The following is a 16,070-nucleotide window of genomic DNA, read 5'->3' as shown; positions in this document are numbered from 1 at the left end:
GCGGCCCCCGGGCGCGTCCCCAACCTCCGCCCGGGTCAGGTCAGTTCGAGCACACCCCGGCGTACGGCCTCCGAGACCGCCGCCGCCCTGTTGTCGACCTTGAGCTTGCGGTAGACGCGCACGAGATGCGTCTTGACCGTGGCCTCGCTGAGGAACAGCGCCGCGGCGATGGCCCGGTTGCTGAGCCCCTCGGCCATCAGCCGTACGACCTCGATCTCGCGTCCGCTCAACTCGTGCTCCGGGCTGACCACTTGGCCGACGAGTTCCCCGACGATCTCCGGTGCCAGCCCCAGCGCCCCGGCGGCGGCCCCGCGCACCGCCCGGAACAGTTCCTCGGGCGGGCCCGCCTTGAGCACATAGCCCCGGGCACCCGCCTCCAACGCCCTGACGACATCGGCCCGTCCGGCGTAACTGGTCAGCATCACCACCGCCACCCCGGGCGCCTCGGCGGCGAGCCGCCGGATCGCCTCGACCCCGTCGATGCCGCCCCCCGGGCTCCCGAAGCGGAGGTCCATCAGCGCGACATCGGGCAGCGTCCGGGCGACCAGCCCGACAGCCTCCTCACCGCTGCCGGCCTCGGCGATCACATCGAGATCGGGTTCGCCCTCCAGGAGCGCGCGCAGACCGGCCCGTACGACGGCGTGGTCGTCCGCGATCAGGACGCGCAACGGCTCGCCCCGGCCGGGCGGGACCTCGGTCATCGGACGGTCGCCGTGGGGACCGGCAGGGCGGGCGCGACGGACCCGGCGGGGGGCTGCGGCCGGGGCCGCGCGCGGACCGTGGCCCGGATCCGGGTGCCCCGGCCAGGCGCGCCGCTGACGTCCAGGTCGCCGCCGTACTCGCGCAGCCTGGCCCGCGCCGCGGGCAGCCCGAAACCCCGGCCCGGACCCGGTGCCGTACGGGCGAAGACCTCGGCGGGGTCGAATCCCACGCCGTCGTCGCTGACCTCCAGGTCCACCCGGTCCGGCCGCCGCCTGCTGAGGGTGACCTGCACGTTCACCGCGTGGGCGTGTTCGCGGACGTTCGCCAGTGTGCTCTGCGCGACGCGGAACAGGGTGGTCGCGGTGTGTTCGTCGAGCTCGGGCTGGGGGTCACCCACCGACCGGAACCGTACCCGTGCCGCCGTCCCGTCGGCCTGGGAGCGGGCGCACAGGACCCGCAGCGCGCCCTCGATGCCGGTCTCGGCGACGGAGGACGGAGTGAGGTCCCGGATCATGCGGCGGGTCTCGGTGAGGTTGGTGCCCAGGCCGTCGGCGACGGCGCGAACACGGGTGCGTGCCACGTCGGGGCGCTCCTCCCAGTCGCGTTCGGCGGCCTGGAGCAGCATCAGCCCGCCCGCGAGTTCCTGGGCGAGGGTGTCGTGCAGATCGCGGGCGATCCTGGTCCGCTCCGCCAGGACGCCCGCGCGGCGCTGCTGCCGGGCGACGAGTTCCCGTGTGTCACGCAGTTCCTCGACGAGAAGCCGGCGCGCCTCGGCGTCCCGTTGCTGGACGCGGTAGAGGGCGACGGTTCCCCAGACAGCCGCCACGGGCACCAGTACGGCGTCGATCACGAACCGGCCATCGGCGCCGGCCAGCGCCGTGACGAGAACCAGGGTGATCACGGCGACCGCCGCGGTCGCGGCCCGGCGGCCGAGCACGCGCTGCGCGGCGCAGGCCAACGGCAGGGCGCACCAGCCGAAGGCGGCGGTGAGCGTGGCCGGGACGAGGACGAGAAGGAGGCCCCACAGGGCGAGAAGCAGGGGTATCCAGCTCACCCGCCCGACCGTCCCGAGCCGGTCCCACAGTGTCACTCCGCCCGTGTAGACGAGCGCGAGCAATCCGCTGACGGTCGCGATGTACCAGCACAACTCGCTGTTGAGCCGGGCGAGTTGCAACAGCGCCGACGCCACGATGCCGAAGAACGCCAGATGTGACACATGCTCCAGGGTCAGCCGCCCACCGCCCCTGAGCGGCGAACGGACGGGGACACGGTCGGACACGGGGATCCCCTTGGGCAGACTGATCCATTCGAAAGGACCCCCGAGTCTATCGACCGCTTGTATGGCCACTGTGAAGAAGAGGTGAACCGCTCAACCGGCGGAGCTACGCACCGGGGTGCAGCCCCAGCGAGCCGGGAGTCGGCTCGCCCCTCACCTCACCGAAGTACAGCGCGAACGTCTGCTTCCAGCGCTCGATCCCCGCACGGTCGGCCATGAAGCGGGGGAAGCCGTCGAGGTTGGCGTTCGGATACGTCCAGATGGGCTGGAGGCCCCCCGCGGGGGTGACGTCCGTCCGTACGGACCAGCCGTTGCGGGCGCCCTGCTGCTGGGCGGTGGAGAGCTGCCAGTTGAGGTAGAGCTTGGCGGCCGTGGTGTTCCGGCCCTGCTTGAGGATCGCGGCCCGCTGGCCCCAGGCCATGAACGGGTGTCCTTCGGCGACGCCCCACTGGGTAGGTGCCGTGGCCGACGGCACGAGCGAGCCCGAGCCGCCGACGCCGAGCGCCTTCTGCCCGCTGGAGACGGCCAGTCCGGGGCTGTTGCTGCCACGGGCGAACCGCACGTCCTGGGCGGCGAACCTGGCGGCCCAGTCCCAGCCGTAGTGGTCCACGTACAGCTTGAAGAGGTAGAGGACGGCGTCGTCGTCGTGCGGATAGGACGACGCGATCTGCCCCTTCCATTTCGGGTCGATCAGGTCGAGCGGTGACCTCGGGGCGTCGGCGCCGACCGCGGCGACGTTGTACAGGTAGCTGAAGCCGATCACCGCGATGGCGGTCCAGGCGCCGTCCGGGTCCTTGAGGCCGTCGTACACCTTGGAGAAGCCGGCGGGCCGGTAGTGCAGCAGGCGGCCCTGCCCCTTCCAGCGGGTGAAGTCCTGGAGCGTCTGGAGCTGGACGACGTCGGGGACGAGGGTGTCGGTGGCGAACTGGTTGTCGATGCGGACGTCGTGGTACTTGCTGTAGTCCACGACGACCTTGAGGTCGATCTCCGGGAAGCGGGCCGAGAAGCCGCTGCGCACGCCGTTGCCCTGGCTGTCGACATCGCCGCCCATGTAGAGGACGAGCTTGCCGCCCTCGGCGAGCGCGGCCCGGTACAGCTCGTCGAGCGTCCGGGTCTCCTCGGCGCGCGTGGTCGGACGTGACCCGGCGGACGAGGCCGCGGCGGCGGGGGTCCCGGTGGCACCGAGCGCGCCGACACCCAGGGCCGCTCCGGCTCCGGTGGTCAGTACACGGCGTCGGCTGAGGAAACTGGACACGCTGAGGGCCTCTCGACGGGGGGAGTCCTGCTGGGGTTTCGAGCCTGACGCGAGCGAGAGGGTCTTCGCGTCGGCTGTTCGGAGCCTCGTCGGGGCTGGGGGATGAACCTCCGTTCAACCCATCGGTTGAACGGGGTCGGGTCGCCGGGTGTCAGACGGCCTGGAGCGCCTCGGGGACGAGGTCCTTGAGCGAGGGGTAGCCGTCGACGGCCATGATCAGGTCCGCCTCGGCGAGCAGCGAGCGCAGGACGTGGACGATGCCGTCGGTGCCGCCCAGGGCGCAGCCGTAGGCGTACGGGCGGCCGATGCCGACCGCTGTCGCGCCCAGGGCGAGGGCCTTGACGATGTCGGCGCCGCCGCGGACACCGGAGTCGAAGAGGACCGGCAGGTCACCGGCCGCCTCCACGACGGCGGGCAGGGCGTTGAGGGCGGGGAGGCCGCCGTTGGCCTGCCGGCCGCCGTGGTTGGAGCAGTAGACGCCGTCCACTCCCGCGTCGCGGGCGCGGCGCGCGTCCTCGGGGTGGCAGATGCCCTTCACGATCAGCGGGAGGTCGGTCAGCGAGCGCAGCCAGGTCAGGTCGTCCCAGGTGAGCGGGTTGCCGAAGACCTGGGTCCAGTGCAGGATCGCGGACTGCGGGTCCTCCTCGGGTGTCCGGCCGAGGCCGGCCCGGAAGGCCGGGTCGCTCAGATAGTTGGCCAGGCAGTGGCCGCGCAGCTGGGGGAAGTTGGCCGTCGCGAGGTCCCTCGGGCGCCAGCCGGTGATCCAGGTGTCGAGGGTGACGACGATGCCCCGGTACCCGGCTCGCTCGGCTCGGTTGACGAGGCTCTCGGCGAGGCTCCGGTCGGTCGGGGTGTAGAGCTGGAAGAAGCCGGGGGTGTCGCCGAGTTCGGCGGCCACGTCCTCCAGCGGGTCGGCGGACAGGGTGGAGGCGACCATCGGGACTCCGGTACGGGCGGCGGCGCGGGCCGTGGCCAGGTCGCCGTGTCCGTCCTGGGCGCACAGTCCGATGACACCGATCGGGGCGAGGAACACCGGGGACGGAAGTGTCGTCCCGAACAGCTCGACGGTCAGATCGCGCTGGGCGGCGCCGACGAACATGCGCGGGATCAGCCCCCAGCGGGCGAAGGCGGCGACGTTGGCCCGCTGGGTGTGTTCGTCGCCGGCGCCTCCGGCGACGTAGGACCAGACGGACGGCGGCAGCGCGGCCCTGGCCCGGTCGGCCAACTCGGCGAACTCCATGGGGAAGGAGGGCAGCACACCGCCCAGCCCGTTCAGGTAGATCTCGTTCTGGTAGTCGGCGAACGCCATGCGGACACCCTTTCCCTCAGGTCGACGGCTCGTGACTCGGGCAGCTCGAGACTCAGGCGGCTCGTGGCCGGGCGTGGCGGAGAAGGTGATCGGCGAGCAGCTCCAGCGCGGCCAGGCTGTCGGTGGTGTTGCGGTCGACCAGCCACGTCATGTTGAGGCCGTCGATCACTGAGTGCACGTACCGCGCGAGCACCGGCACCGGTTCGGTCCACTCGATTCCGGCGTTGTCGGCGGCGAGTTCGAGCAGACCGACGAAGGCGCGCAGGTAGATCTCGTACTGCTTCCTGGCGACGTCCTCGAAGCCGGGATTGCGCAGCGCGTACTGGGTGAGCTCGTAACTGATCTGGTGCTCGCCGGGGTTGGCCTCGAAGCCCTTCCAGAAGGCGTGCAGACTGTCGAGGACACTGTCACGGATGTCCTTGTGCGGGGCGAACAGACCGCGGACCTCGGCGACGTACCGCTCGGTGAGGGTCTCGGTGACGAGGTCGAGCAGCTGCGCCCGGGACTCGAAGCAGTAGTGGAAGGCCCCGAGGGTCATGTCCGCCTCGGTGACCACCGCGCGGGTGGTGGCCTTGGCCACGCCGTCGCGTGCCATCACCCGGATCGCCGCCTCAAGGAGCTCCGCTCTCCGGTCGCTCGCCGCCATGCGGGGCACGCGTTCTCCTCTCCACACCGGTCTCACCTGTGGGTTCGCCCGTCAGGATAACCAACCCACCCAGAAGAAGTAAGTCACTTGTCCAGGACGCTTGACTTACTTCTCTCCTCTGGGCCACCGTAGCGGGAAACGGACGGGTACGAGCAACCTCGGGAGGCAGGGGTGCGAGGAAGGGCCACGGTCGTTCTGGACGGATTCGGCGTCCTGGAGTCGCTGCGCTGGCACGACGACGCCCTGTGGTTCTGCGACCTCGCTCACGGGACGGTGCACCGCTGGGACACCCGGGGCGAGCCGGAGACGGTGGCGGAGGTCCCCGGCCGGGCGGGGGGCCTGGGCTGGCTGCCCGACGGGCGGATGCTGGTCGTCTCCATGGACGGGCACTGCGTCTACCGGCGGGAGCCGGACGGTTCCCTGGTCGTGCACGCCGACCTCAAGGGCATCGCCGGGGGCCCCGCCAACGACATGTTCGTCGACCGGCTGGGCCGCGCCTACGTGGGCAACTTCGGCTTCGACTACCACGGCTTCGTCCGCCGGCAGCCCAACTCGATGCTCTATGCCCCGCCGGGACCGCCGAGGACGCCCATCGCCTGTTTCTCCCCCGAGGGTGAACTGCTGGGCCTGAGCGAGCCGTTGGTGTTCCCCAACGGCATGTTCCTGGTCGACGACGACTCCACGCTGCTCGTCGCCGAGACGCTCGCGATGCGCCTGACCGCACTGCCCGTGCTGCCCGACGGGCGCCTCGGCCCGCCCCGGCCCTGGGCTCCGCTGATCCCTTCCGCCCTGTGGGCGTCCCTCAACCATCCCGGGCCGCTGGGCCGTGTCACGCGGCGCGTCTCCGCCCTCCTCGACCGGCCGGCGATCGCCGCCCGCTCCGCCAGTCCCATCGCCCCCGACGGCATGGCGCCGGGGCGGGACGGCACGGCGTGGGTCGCGAACGCGCTGCGCGGCGAGTGCGTCCGGGTTGGACCCGGCGGCGTGATCCTGGACCGGGTCGCCACCAGCAGACAGACCCTGAGCTGTGTGGTCGCCGGACCCGACGGCGACACCCTGTACGCGGCCACCACACCGACCGACGACCCGGTGCGCGCGGCCGGGCTGAACGGGTCGCGACTGGAGGCGTTCGTCCTGCCGTCATAACCGCGACCCTCGTCGACTCGGCCTATTCTCCCGGGAGTTCACATGCACGGACAGCGAACGGACGGTGCGCGGTGCCCTCACGCCGACGCTCGGGGCGGGGGCCCGCGATGAGCGTCGTGCTGATCACCGGTGCCGCGAGCGGCATCGGTGCGGCGACCGCGCGCGAGGCGGTGCGCCGGGGCCACCGGGTGGCGCTCGCCGACATCGACCTGGCCGGAGCGACCCGGATCGCCGGTCAACTGGGCGACGCCGCGCACGCGTTCGAGCTGGACATCCGCGACGAGGCAGCGTGGGAAGCGGTTTTCGACGCGGTGGCGGAGCGACTCGGCCCGGTCGACGTGCTCGTCAACAACGCCGGGATCATCCACACCGGCTACGCCCGCCAGTTGCCGCCGGCTCAGCACCGGCACATGGTGGAGGTGAACCTGCTCGGACCGATCACCGGCATGCTGGCCGCCCTGCCCAGGATGCGCGCCCAGGGCCACGGGCACATCGTCACCGTGTGCAGCATGACGTCGTTCCTGCCGCTGCCCGGCTACACCACCTACGGCGCGACCAAGCACGGGCTGCGCGCCTTCCACCACAGTGTGGCCATCGAGGAACGCGACGGGCCCGTCACCTTCAGCATCGTCCATCCGCCCGGCACCCGCACTCCCATGCTGGAGCAGGAGATGGCCGATCCCAGCTCGGTGATCACCTTCGCCGAGAAGCCGCTCTCCCCCGAGAAGGTGGCCTCGGTGATCGTCGACGCCATCGTGAGAAAGCCGATAGAAATCGTCCACCCCGCCATCGGCGGACGCGTACAGCGGGTCGCCGGTGTGTTCCCCCGGCTGATGCGCTTCGTGATCCCCAAGGTGGCGGCCATGGCCAAGCGCCGCAGCACGGGCCTCGTCCTGGCACCGACCGCGGTACCCGAGCAAGGAGACACCGACCGATGAGCATCGACACCTCCACTCCCAGAACCGGTTCGGATCCGATGGCCCAGAGCCATTTCGACGGACTGCGGGCGGCGACCGCCGGCCTCGAACCGCCCTTCGGCGTCATCGACCTGGACGCCTTCGACGCCAACGCCCGCGACCTGGAACGCCGTGCGGGCGGCAAGCCGATCCGGCTGGCGAGCAAGTCGCTGCGCTCCCGCGCCCTCATCAGGCGAGCCCTGGAACGCCCCGGATTCGACGGCATCCTCGGCTTCACCCTGCCCGAAGCCCTGTGGCTGGCCGAGGAGTTCGACGACGTCCTCGTCGGCTACCCGACCGCCGACCGAAACGCGCTTCGCCAACTGGCCGCCGACGAGCGGCTCGCGTCCCGGATCACCCTGATGGTGGACTGCGTCGAGCATCTCGACCTGATCGACGCCGCGACCGGCCCCCGCGAGACCCGGATCCGCGTCTGCCTGGAACTGGACGCCGCCCTGCGCCTCGCGGGCGGCCGTATCCACCTGGGGCCGCGCAGATCCCCGGTGTACACCCCCGAGGAGGCGGCGGCGTTCGCGCGCGAGATCGCGTCCCGCCCGGGCTTCGAGCTGACGGGCATCATGGGGTACGAGGGGCAGGTCGCCGGTCTCGGTGACAACGTGCCCGGCAACGCCGTCAAGCGGGCCGTCGTACGGGCGATGCAGCGTTCCTCCGTCGAGGAGCTGAGCCACCGCCGGGAAGCCGCAGTCGCGGCCGTACGGGCCGTGACACCGCTGCGGTTCGTCAACGGCGGCGGCACGGGCAGCCTGGAGACCACGACCCGCGAGGACTCGGTCACCGAACTCGCGGCGGGCTCCGGCCTGTACGGTCCGGGCCTGTTCGACTTCTACCGCGCCTTCCGGCCCGTCCCGGCGGCGTACTTCGTGCTGCCCGTCGTACGCCGTCCCTCGTCGTCGGTCGCGACCCTCCTCGGCGGTGGCTGGGTGGCGTCCGGGCCGCTCGGCAAGGACCGGCTGCCCACGCTGGCCTGGCCCCCCGGGCTGCGCGTGACCGCCACCGAGTCCTTCGGCGAGGTGCAGACCCCGCTGGTGGGCAGGGCCGCGAGCGTGCTGAACATCGGGGACCGGGTGTGGCTGCGGCACGCCAAGGCCGGTGAACTGTGCGAGCGCATCGGCGAGCTGCACCTGGTCAGCGGCGGCGAGGTGGTCGACACCGTGCCCACCTACCGCGGTGAGGGCCGCCACTTCCTGTGACCGCCACGACCATTACCGGCCGGACAGTCCTGATCGTCGGCGCCTCCTCCGGGATCGGTGCGGCGGTCGCCCGCCAACTGGCCCCGGCGGGCAACCGCCTCGTCCTCACGGCCCGGCGCGCCCCCGAACTGGCCGCCGTGGCCCAGGAGATACGGGCCGCGGGCAGCGCCTGCCTCGACCTCGCCGCCGACGCCCTGGACCCGGAGGCGGCGGCCGGGGTCGTGACGGCCGCCGTCGCCGAGTTCGGCACGATCGACATCGCGCTGCTCAACGCCGGTCAGGGGCCGGACATGGCCATGGACCGGGTGAGCACGGCGGACGTGTCCCGGATCATGGCGTTGAACTACGACGTCGTCGTCAACTACCTGGTGCCGCTGGTCCGGCGGATGGGCGAGCAGCCGCACGGCGGGCTGATCGCCCACACCAACTCCCTCGCGGGGCTGATGGGCATCCCCCGCCAGGGCCCGTACTCGGCGGCGAAGGCGGCCGTACGCACCCTCCTCGACGCGGCACGCGTCGAACTGACCCCCAGGGGCATCCGGTTCACCTCGATCCACCCCGGCTTCGTGGGAACGGACCGGGTCGGTGCGGACGGTCTGCCCAAGCCCTTCCAGGTCAGTCAGGAGCGTGCCGCGCGGTACGTCGTACGCGCCCTGGAACGAGAACCGGCGCAGGCCTGTTTCCCCTGGCAGACAACGGCGTTGGTCCGGGCGCTGCGCGTCCTGCCCACGCCGGTCTCCGACCGGGTGCTGCGGCTGCTGGCCGCGAGGTAGGGCCGCCGCGTCACTCCGCCGTCAGGGGCAGCACCCCGAACGTGTGCCTCTCCCCCAGGCGGCGGGAGGCCTCCTCCGGGTAGGCGACGACGGACGGTTCGGTGCCGAGGAGCCGGCCGAGCCGCCGCTCGGTGTCGTACGCGGGCGGGCCCGGGTCGCCCGTCGTCGCGAAGGAGGTCCGGGCGGAGCGGAAACGGGCGGAGAGTGCGTCGGTCTCGGGCGGCGGCGTGGGCCCCACTACCCTTCACCAAGCGAACCCCGCCTCCCGCCCAGAAGAGAACTCACCAAGGGTCCACTCCCGTGCGCGCGGACCTGCGGGCGCACTAGGTTGTGCGCCATGAGCAACCTTGACCGCGCGCCCGTACCCAGCGTCTGTGGCGGCCGTGGATTCGTCGTCGCCGAACCCGTGCGCGAACTGCTGAGCCCCCGGCGCGTCAAGCTCGGGGAGGGGACCGAGGTACGCCGGCTGCTGCCGAACCTCGGACGGCGCATGATCGGCGCATGGGCCTTCGTCGACCACTACGGTCCGGACGACATCGCCGACGAACCCGGTATGCAGGTGCCGCCGCACCCCCACATGGGTCTGCAGACGGTGAGCTGGCTGCACGAGGGCGAGGTGCTGCACCGCGACTCGACCAGCAGCCTCCAGACGATCCGCCCGCGCGAACTGGGCCTCATGACCTCCGGCCGGGCCATCAGCCACTCCGAGGAGAGCCCCAGGTCCCACGCGCGGTTCCTGCACGGGGCGCAGCTGTGGGTCGCCCTGCCGGACGACCACCGCCACACCGACCCCCGCTTCGAACACCACGCCGGTCTGCCCACGGTCACGGCACCCGGCGTGACGGCGACCGTGATCCTGGGCGACCTCGACGGCGCGACCTCGCCCGGCACGACGTACACCCCCATCGTCGGCGCCGACCTGACGCTCGCCGCCGACGCCGACGTACGCCTTCCGCTGGTGGCCGACTTCGAGTACGGGGTGCTGGCCATGTCCGGGGAGGTGCACGTCGACGGGGTACCGGTCCTGCCGGGCTCGATGCTCTACCTCGGCTGCGGCCGCACGGAACTCCCGCTGCGCGCCACGTCCGACGCGAGCGTGATGCTCCTGGGCGGCGAGCCGTTCGAGGAGGAGTTGATCATGTGGTGGAATTTTGTGGGCCGTACACAGGAGGAGATCGTGCAGGCTCGCGAGGACTGGGCGAAGGGGACCCGGTTCGGCGAGGTGAAGGGCTACGACGGAGATCCTCTCCGCGCGCCGTCTCTGCCCGAGACGCCGCTGAAGCCGCGGGGAAGGGTGCGCTGACCAGGGCAACCCGGGCCGGCGGACCCGAGCGGCCGGGACCGCCTGTCAGCCTGTCCAGTGACCGGGATCCCTGGCAGCGCAACCGTTCCTGTGGACTGAGCGAGAGTGAGTCAGCCGCGCGCCCCGAACGGTCTTGGGCGAGCTGGTCCCCGGCGTACTCGACCCCGGGTGGCGACACGCATCGTGTGCGTGGTCCGGGCCCGGGAGGCCAGTTCCCTGCGCGACCTGGCCAGGTGGGTACGGCCGGAGGCGACAGGGAGGCCCTGAACCATCCTCTGGTGGAGCAGGGGCCCCGCACGCTGACGCCGTACCCGGTGTCCCAGGTCGCACGATCACGTTAGCCCGAACAGCCCAGACCACCACAAGCCCGCACGCGAACGATCACACGATCGAGGCTCGACTCTCGCGCCAGTCCGTTCTGGTCGTACCCCTACACCCCATCGCCAGGGAACTCGATGGGCTACAAACTCGCGAGGGTACCCGGCGGCCAGAGCCATCAGGGGCAAAGAACTCAAGGAACCTGGTACGTACGTGGTGTCGAAGCCAGATGATCACGAGGACGTCCCGTGCCTGCTGTTGCAGAGGATGCCTCGACCATTCACGCCGGCACCGCACCCCGCGCCATGGCCACCATCCGCCACTGCCTCCTCACCAGGCCTTTCCGGCCCAAGGGACTTGACATTCACGTCCAATGTGAAAGTTGGCGTTGCGACCATGTGTCGGTCAGTGACCGGGCGGGTCGAACCCGAGAGCGGCCAGGGCCTCCTCGGCGGCCTGCTGGTCCTGCTCGTAGTCGCCGCCGGAGATCCCCAGCCTCCCGACGTACCGGCCGTTCTCGATGATCGGGTAGCCGCCGCCGACGGCCAGCACACGAGGGTGGCCGCCCAGCGGCGCGATTTGCGGGTTGACGAGCAGGTCGTTCCACGTATGGGTGGGGATACGGAAGGAGATCGCGGTCCAGGCCTTGTCGACGGCGACCTCGCCGGTGAGGAAGGGCGCGTCGTCGGCCCGATCGAACGCCTTCAGATGTCCGCCCTGGTCGGTGACGGCGACGGCCGCCGTGAAGCCGATCCGGGCAGCGGCGGTGTGTACTGCCGCGATGAGTGCGCCGGCGGCGGCCTGGGTGATTGACGAGGCGGGGGCCGACTTCTGGACTGTGACGGTGCTCATGAATATTCCTTTGTTGCTGTGCTGTGCGCGTCGGGTGGAGGGGCCGCAAGCCAGGTCACCGCAGGGGTGAGGCCGGGGTGGGGACCACGCGGGTGACGACGGACTTCTCGGAGATCAGCAGGCCGTAGACGACCGGGCCGATCTCGTTCTTCCAGCGGTCGTGCTCGTACACGGCTGTGTACAGGGCCTCACTCTGGGCCTCGTCCTCGAACCGGCGGATCCACACGTAGCCGTCCTCGGCGTCGACGAAGGAGGCGGACACGTCCATGCCCAGCAAGGCCTGGAACGGCATGACCACATCCTCCATGTAGCGCACCTGCTCCTCGCGGCGCCCGGGCTGCACCTGGTAGCGGCGGATCTCGTAGTACACGGTGCTGCTCCTGACTGCTTGCAGGGAAGGTCAGTCGGTCACGGTGAGGACGACCTTGCCGCGGGTGCGGCCGGCCTCGACGTGGGCGTGGGCCGTGCCGACCTGCTCCAGCGGGAAGGTCTCCTCCACCTCGACGGCGACCTCACCGGCGTCGATCAGGCCGGCGATCGTGGTCAGCGCGGTACCGTCCGGCTCGACCAGATACGCAGTGAGGCGCACTCCGGCTGCCTCGGCGGCCTGGGCCAGTTCCGGGGAGACACCGGCCGGGACGGCGACCAGCAGGCCGCCCGGGCGCAGGACCTTCAGCGAGCGGGTGCTGGTCCGGTCGTGGGCGTCGCCCACCAGGTCGATGACGACGTCGACGTCCTTGACGACGTCCTCGAAGTGGGTGGTGGTGTAGTCGATGGTCTCGTCGGCGCCGAGTTCCTTGAGCCAGGGGTGGCGTGCGGCGCTGGCGGTGGCGATCACGTGGGCGCCCAGGTGCCGGGCGAACTGGACCGCGAAGTGGCCCACCCCGCCGGCGGCGGCCGTGATCAGGACGCGCTGGTCGGCCTGGAGGTGGGCGGTGTCGACCACGGTCTGCCAGGCGGTCAGCGCCGCCAGCGGCACGGCGGCCGCGTGCATGTGGTCGAGGGCGGCCGGCTTGCGGGCCCACTGGCGGGCCGGGGCGGTCACGTACTCGGCGTAGCCGCCGGCGGCGCGCGGGAACCACGGCATGCCGTAGACCTCGTCGCCGACCTTCAGGGTGGTGACGCCGAAGCCGACCTCCTCGACGACACCGGACACGTCCCAGCCCAGGGTCAGCGGGAGCGTCTGCAGCCCCGCCATGCCCTGGCCCTCGCGGGTCTTCCAGTCCACCGGGTTGATCCCGGCGGCGTGCACCCGTACCAGCACCTCGGTCGGCAGCGGCTCGGGGCGCGCGACCTCCTCGACGGTCAGCACCTCCGCTCCGCCGAACTCGCTGATGGTGACTGCCCGCATGGTCCGCTCGCTCATGTTGTCCTCGCTCATGTCCGTCTCACGCCTTCTTGTGCCGGGACCGCGGTCCCGGCACAAGAAACAGTGGCGTGTGCCCGCAGAGGCGGGTGAGTGGCCGGAAGGACATCTGTCGTACCATTCCGGCCATGACGCATCGTGTTGTCGTTCTCGCCCTCGACGGAGTCCTGCCGCTGGACCTGGGCATCCCGGCCAGGGTGTTCAACGAGGCCTGTGAACCGGATGGGACCCGTCTGTACTCCGTCAGCACCTGTTCCCTCGGCGGCCGGCCGGTGCGCACGCACGAGGACTACCGGATCGTCGTCGACCACGACGAGTCGGTGCTGGAGACCGCGGACACCGTCGTTCTCGCCACGCAGGAGCCCAGCGAGCAGCTGCTCGCGACCGGCGCGCTCCCCGAGGAACTCGCCGCGGCGCTGGACCGGATAGGGCCGCAAACCCGCATCGTCAGCCTGTGCACCTCGGCCTTCCTGCTCGCGGCGGCCGGTCTGCTGGACGGTCAGCGGGCCACCACGCACTGGGGGCTGTGTGACGCGCTGGCGCGGCGGTTCCCCGACGTCGAGGTCGATCCGGACGTGTTGTTCGTCGACAACGGACGCATCCTGACGTCCGCCGGCGGAGCGGCCGGCATCGACCTGTGCCTGCACCTGGTCCGTCTGGACCACGGGGCGGCGGTGGCCTCGGCCGCCGCACGGCGCTGCGTCGTGGCGCCGTGGCGCGAGGGCGGGCAGGCCCAGTTCATCGAGCACCCGGTTCCGCAGGACACCGACCGTTCCACTTCGGCGACCCGGCAGTGGGCGCTGGACCGGCTGGCCGAACCGGTCACGCTGGAGGACATGGCCCGGCACGCGCACATGAGCATGCGCACCTTCACCCGACGGTTCCGCAGTGAGGTGGGCAGCAGCCCGCTGAAGTGGCTGGCGCAGCGGCGGCTGGCGCACGCGCGCCTGCTGCTGGAGTCCACCGACCTGACCGTCGCACGGATCGCCACCGTCTGCGGCTTCGGCGATCCCGTCGCCCTGCGCAAGCAGTTCCACACGTACCTGGGCCTGTCACCACTGGCCTACCGTCGCGCGCACAGCGCACCGGAGCCGATGACGGCACGGTGACCACCCAGCCGGGTCAGGGCTGCGACAACGCCCCACCCATCACCCGGCGCGTCGAGTGGCTCCTGCTGCCCTCTACCACTAATTCAAGGGCAAAGTCCCGGACACCATGTCGGCGAGGTGAAGGGCTGTGACGGAGCCCCGCTCCACGCACCTTCGCTGCCCGATACGCCGCTTACGCCGCGGGGAGAACTGGGAGTGGCTCATCCAGTTGTACGCGTGGCCCAGGACTGAGAACGCGGCGCGGCACCGTGCTGGTGCCGCGCCGCATCTTCAGGCCTGGGCCACGCCATGAAAGGAAAGCTCAGTACAGCTTCTTCACCGCCGTGACGGTCGTGGCCTTGAAGTCGGCCACCTGGGCGTGCTGGAAGGTACCCATCTGGCCCCACCGGACGACCGTCACGGTGGCGCCGTCGCGGCCGACCGAGAAGAGGTTGATGTCGGAGGAGCCCCAGGTGGAGGCTGTGTGGATGCCGTAGACATCGGCGCCCTCCTCGACGTTCAGCCGGCCGTAGTACTTCTGCGTCGCCGTGATGTCCGGGTCCTGCTGCATGAGCTTCTTCGCGCAGCCGGCCAGGTCCTTGCGCAGCAGCGCCGCGAAGTCCTTCGCCCACTGTTCGCTGCGCCCCTCGACCGTGAGCTGCTGGGCGTTCGTGTCGTACTCCGTCCAGTACTCCCGGTGCGTGGTGGTGGACGGCAGCGCGTCGCCCACGCACATCGGCAGCGGGTCGGGCTGGCCGGCCGTGACCGCTCCGGCGTACCACGGCGAGGACGGGTGGGGCGGCAGGTCGGCAGGCTCCAGGAACCGGGGTGTGTCGGAGGCCGGCGTGGTGGCGGCGGCCGGGACAGCGGCTGCGGCGACACCGGCCACGGCCGCCAGCGCGGCCACGGTGGTACGAATGCCTCGGGTACGGATCTGCATGGTCTCCCCCATTGGTTCCCCGGTCGAATGCGCGGGCTTGTGCCCTTGCCCCCCGTACGACCCACCACCACACATGACGGTTGCCCTGTACGTCCGCTACGGATCCGTCCCGATTGTCACCGCCCTGCCACCGGGTTCGAGGCCGGTGACCGCTCGCTGCCGCCCGTGGTCGGCTCAGCCGGACCAAGGCCGATCCGACAAGCGTCGAGGAGGACCGCACGAGTGCGTCAATGCCGCGGATATGGAGGTCACTGCACGCTTCGCCCCAGGGAGGGCTGATCCGCTCGGTCAGTTCCCGGGGACGTGGAGGGGGGCAGGGTCCCGCTGGGATGTTTCCTTGACAGCCCAGGCGAGGCCGTTGAGGAGCAGTCGGGTGCTGCCTCGGATGTGGGCGAAGTCCTGCTCTCCGTCCGGGCCGCTCAACACGAGGTAGGTGTACTGCTCGATCCAGTCCAGGCGGGTTCCGCCGTCCTGTGCGGCCAGCCGAACGGTCACCAGGGACACCCAGCGACGCACGTCGTTCACATACGCCTCGTAGACGTACACGAGATGCTCCGCCGGCTCCAGGTCGAGGAACCGCGAGCGGTATTCGACCCGCTCGTCCATGTCCTCGGAGACGACGCGGTTGCGCGCCCGCTCGCCGCCGCCGACACGGAAGTCCAGCTCGTGTTCGGCGGTGCGGGGCGGCCCGGGCAGCTTGAACCAGCGAACGCGCAGTTCGGGCTCGGCGAAGGCCGCGAACACCCGTTCCGGCGGGGCGTCGATGTGCACCCGCAGCTCGAACGAACCGTGCCTGACCGGTTCGTTCTCGTCGGCCGGGGAGGTGTCCGCAGTGACGTTTTCGATCTTGCCCGCACTCATGTCGGCGACCCTAACACGCTCTACGTGCGGTGTCCGGCGGGCCGGATACCGCACGTGTGAACGGGAGT

The 16,070-nt window shown here is 71.1% G+C and carries 17 protein-coding genes; 6 read left to right on the top strand and 11 right to left on the bottom strand.

What is annotated here, in order from left to right:
* Window positions 1–35: 35 nt before the first annotated feature.
* The 5 genes from PV734_RS09780 to PV734_RS09760 form a co-directional block, all read right to left on the bottom strand.
* Window positions 36–701, bottom strand: coding sequence for a response regulator transcription factor (locus PV734_RS09780; protein WP_319289262.1), 666 nt, complete (start codon window positions 699–701; stop codon window positions 36–38).
* The gene (locus tag PV734_RS09775; protein ID WP_319289261.1) at window positions 698–1,981 is read right to left on the bottom strand and encodes a sensor histidine kinase; all 1,284 of its coding nucleotides are present in this window, start codon (window positions 1,979–1,981) and stop codon (window positions 698–700) included. Before PV734_RS09775 ends, PV734_RS09780 begins: the two co-directional genes overlap by 4 nt.
* Window positions 1,982–2,084: 103 nt before the next feature.
* On the bottom strand, window positions 2,085–3,233 hold the full coding sequence (locus tag PV734_RS09770; protein ID WP_319090930.1) for an ABC transporter substrate-binding protein: 1,149 nt from the start codon (window positions 3,231–3,233) through the stop codon (window positions 2,085–2,087).
* A 151-nt stretch (window positions 3,234–3,384) separates the two neighbouring features.
* Window positions 3,385–4,542, bottom strand: coding sequence for an alpha-hydroxy-acid oxidizing protein (locus PV734_RS09765; RefSeq protein ID WP_319090931.1), 1,158 nt, complete (start codon window positions 4,540–4,542; stop codon window positions 3,385–3,387).
* 52 nt (window positions 4,543–4,594) lie between these two features.
* Window positions 4,595–5,188: a TetR/AcrR family transcriptional regulator gene (locus PV734_RS09760; RefSeq protein ID WP_319091321.1), complete on the bottom strand. Its 594-nt coding sequence runs from the start codon at window positions 5,186–5,188 to the stop codon at window positions 4,595–4,597.
* A gap of 171 nt (window positions 5,189–5,359) precedes the next feature.
* Here PV734_RS09760 and PV734_RS09755 point away from each other — a divergent pair, with 171 nt between their 5' ends.
* From PV734_RS09755 to PV734_RS09740, 4 genes are all read left to right on the top strand, one after another.
* The gene (locus tag PV734_RS09755) at window positions 5,360–6,334 is read left to right on the top strand and encodes an SMP-30/gluconolactonase/LRE family protein (RefSeq protein ID WP_319090932.1); all 975 of its coding nucleotides are present in this window, start codon (window positions 5,360–5,362) and stop codon (window positions 6,332–6,334) included.
* Between the two features lie 107 nt (window positions 6,335–6,441).
* Window positions 6,442–7,272 (top strand): SDR family oxidoreductase, encoded by an 831-nt coding sequence (locus PV734_RS09750; protein WP_319090933.1) that lies wholly within the window; start codon window positions 6,442–6,444, stop codon window positions 7,270–7,272.
* On the top strand, window positions 7,269–8,501 hold the full coding sequence (locus PV734_RS09745; RefSeq protein ID WP_415924180.1) for an amino acid deaminase/aldolase: 1,233 nt from the start codon (window positions 7,269–7,271) through the stop codon (window positions 8,499–8,501). Before PV734_RS09750 ends, PV734_RS09745 begins: the two co-directional genes overlap by 4 nt.
* Window positions 8,498–9,274 carry an SDR family NAD(P)-dependent oxidoreductase gene (locus tag PV734_RS09740; RefSeq protein WP_319289260.1) on the top strand — a complete coding sequence of 259 codons (777 nt, stop codon included), beginning with the start codon at window positions 8,498–8,500 and terminating at the stop codon, window positions 9,272–9,274. The genes PV734_RS09745 and PV734_RS09740 overlap by 4 nt, the downstream gene beginning before the upstream one ends.
* A gap of 10 nt (window positions 9,275–9,284) precedes the next feature.
* Here the strand turns inward: PV734_RS09740 and PV734_RS09735 are convergent, their stop codons facing one another.
* On the bottom strand, window positions 9,285–9,512 hold the full coding sequence (locus tag PV734_RS09735; RefSeq protein ID WP_415924179.1) for a hypothetical protein: 228 nt from the start codon (window positions 9,510–9,512) through the stop codon (window positions 9,285–9,287).
* Between the two features lie 99 nt (window positions 9,513–9,611).
* Between PV734_RS09735 and PV734_RS09730 the strand changes: the two genes are divergently transcribed.
* Window positions 9,612–10,577, top strand: coding sequence for a pirin family protein (locus PV734_RS09730; protein WP_319289259.1), 966 nt, complete (start codon window positions 9,612–9,614; stop codon window positions 10,575–10,577).
* 723 nt (window positions 10,578–11,300) lie between these two features.
* Here the strand turns inward: PV734_RS09730 and PV734_RS09725 are convergent.
* The 3 genes from PV734_RS09725 to PV734_RS09715 are packed head-to-tail and all read right to left on the bottom strand — an operon-like array spanning window position 11,301 to window position 13,113.
* The gene (locus PV734_RS09725) at window positions 11,301–11,747 is read right to left on the bottom strand and encodes a heme-binding protein (RefSeq protein ID WP_319289258.1); all 447 of its coding nucleotides are present in this window, start codon (window positions 11,745–11,747) and stop codon (window positions 11,301–11,303) included.
* A 55-nt stretch (window positions 11,748–11,802) separates the two neighbouring features.
* On the bottom strand, window positions 11,803–12,117 hold the full coding sequence (locus tag PV734_RS09720) for an NIPSNAP family protein (protein ID WP_319289257.1): 315 nt from the start codon (window positions 12,115–12,117) through the stop codon (window positions 11,803–11,805).
* Between the two features lie 30 nt (window positions 12,118–12,147).
* On the bottom strand, window positions 12,148–13,113 hold the full coding sequence (locus PV734_RS09715; protein ID WP_319091323.1) for an NADP-dependent oxidoreductase: 966 nt from the start codon (window positions 13,111–13,113) through the stop codon (window positions 12,148–12,150).
* A gap of 128 nt (window positions 13,114–13,241) precedes the next feature.
* On the opposite strand from PV734_RS09715, the gene PV734_RS09710 reads away from it, so the two are divergent.
* On the top strand, window positions 13,242–14,222 hold the full coding sequence (locus PV734_RS09710; RefSeq protein ID WP_319090939.1) for a GlxA family transcriptional regulator: 981 nt from the start codon (window positions 13,242–13,244) through the stop codon (window positions 14,220–14,222).
* 301 nt (window positions 14,223–14,523) lie between these two features.
* Here PV734_RS09710 and PV734_RS09705 read toward each other — a convergent pair whose 3' ends face one another.
* Together PV734_RS09705 and PV734_RS09700 are read right to left on the bottom strand one after the other, a co-directional pair.
* Window positions 14,524–15,153, bottom strand: coding sequence for a hypothetical protein (locus tag PV734_RS09705; protein ID WP_319090942.1), 630 nt, complete (start codon window positions 15,151–15,153; stop codon window positions 14,524–14,526).
* A 276-nt stretch (window positions 15,154–15,429) separates the two neighbouring features.
* Window positions 15,430–16,002 (bottom strand): SRPBCC domain-containing protein, encoded by a 573-nt coding sequence (locus tag PV734_RS09700; RefSeq protein ID WP_319289256.1) that lies wholly within the window; start codon window positions 16,000–16,002, stop codon window positions 15,430–15,432.
* Window positions 16,003–16,070: the final 68 nt, after the last annotated feature.

The organism is Streptomyces sp. AK08-02, assembly GCF_033795085.1.
GTDB classification, from domain to species: domain Bacteria; phylum Actinomycetota; class Actinomycetes; order Streptomycetales; family Streptomycetaceae; genus Streptomyces; species Streptomyces echiniscabiei.
Note: the sequence above shows the minus strand (reverse complement) of the source record. Positions and strands in the feature narration are given on the sequence as shown.

Excerpts from the sequence above, each read along its gene's own strand:
- PV734_RS09745 (WP_415924180.1), top strand. The coding sequence starts at position 7,269 with ATGAGCATCGACACCTCCACTCCCAGAACCGGTTCGGATCCGATGGCC.
- PV734_RS09730 (WP_319289259.1), top strand. The coding sequence starts at position 9,612 with ATGAGCAACCTTGACCGCGCGCCCGTACCCAGCGTCTGTGGCGGCCGT.
- PV734_RS09765 (WP_319090931.1), bottom strand. The coding sequence starts at position 4,542 with ATGGCGTTCGCCGACTACCAGAACGAGATCTACCTGAACGGGCTGGGC.
- PV734_RS09710 (WP_319090939.1), top strand. The coding sequence starts at position 13,242 with ATGACGCATCGTGTTGTCGTTCTCGCCCTCGACGGAGTCCTGCCGCTG.
- PV734_RS09780 (WP_319289262.1), bottom strand. The coding sequence starts at position 701 with ATGACCGAGGTCCCGCCCGGCCGGGGCGAGCCGTTGCGCGTCCTGATC.
- PV734_RS09725 (WP_319289258.1), bottom strand. The coding sequence starts at position 11,747 with ATGAGCACCGTCACAGTCCAGAAGTCGGCCCCCGCCTCGTCAATCACC.
- PV734_RS09715 (WP_319091323.1), bottom strand. The coding sequence starts at position 13,113 with ATGAGCGAGCGGACCATGCGGGCAGTCACCATCAGCGAGTTCGGCGGA.
- PV734_RS09750 (WP_319090933.1), top strand. The coding sequence starts at position 6,442 with ATGAGCGTCGTGCTGATCACCGGTGCCGCGAGCGGCATCGGTGCGGCG.
- PV734_RS09700 (WP_319289256.1), bottom strand. The coding sequence starts at position 16,002 with ATGAGTGCGGGCAAGATCGAAAACGTCACTGCGGACACCTCCCCGGCC.
- PV734_RS09705 (WP_319090942.1), bottom strand. The coding sequence starts at position 15,153 with ATGGGGGAGACCATGCAGATCCGTACCCGAGGCATTCGTACCACCGTG.
- PV734_RS09760 (WP_319091321.1), bottom strand. The coding sequence starts at position 5,188 with ATGGCGGCGAGCGACCGGAGAGCGGAGCTCCTTGAGGCGGCGATCCGG.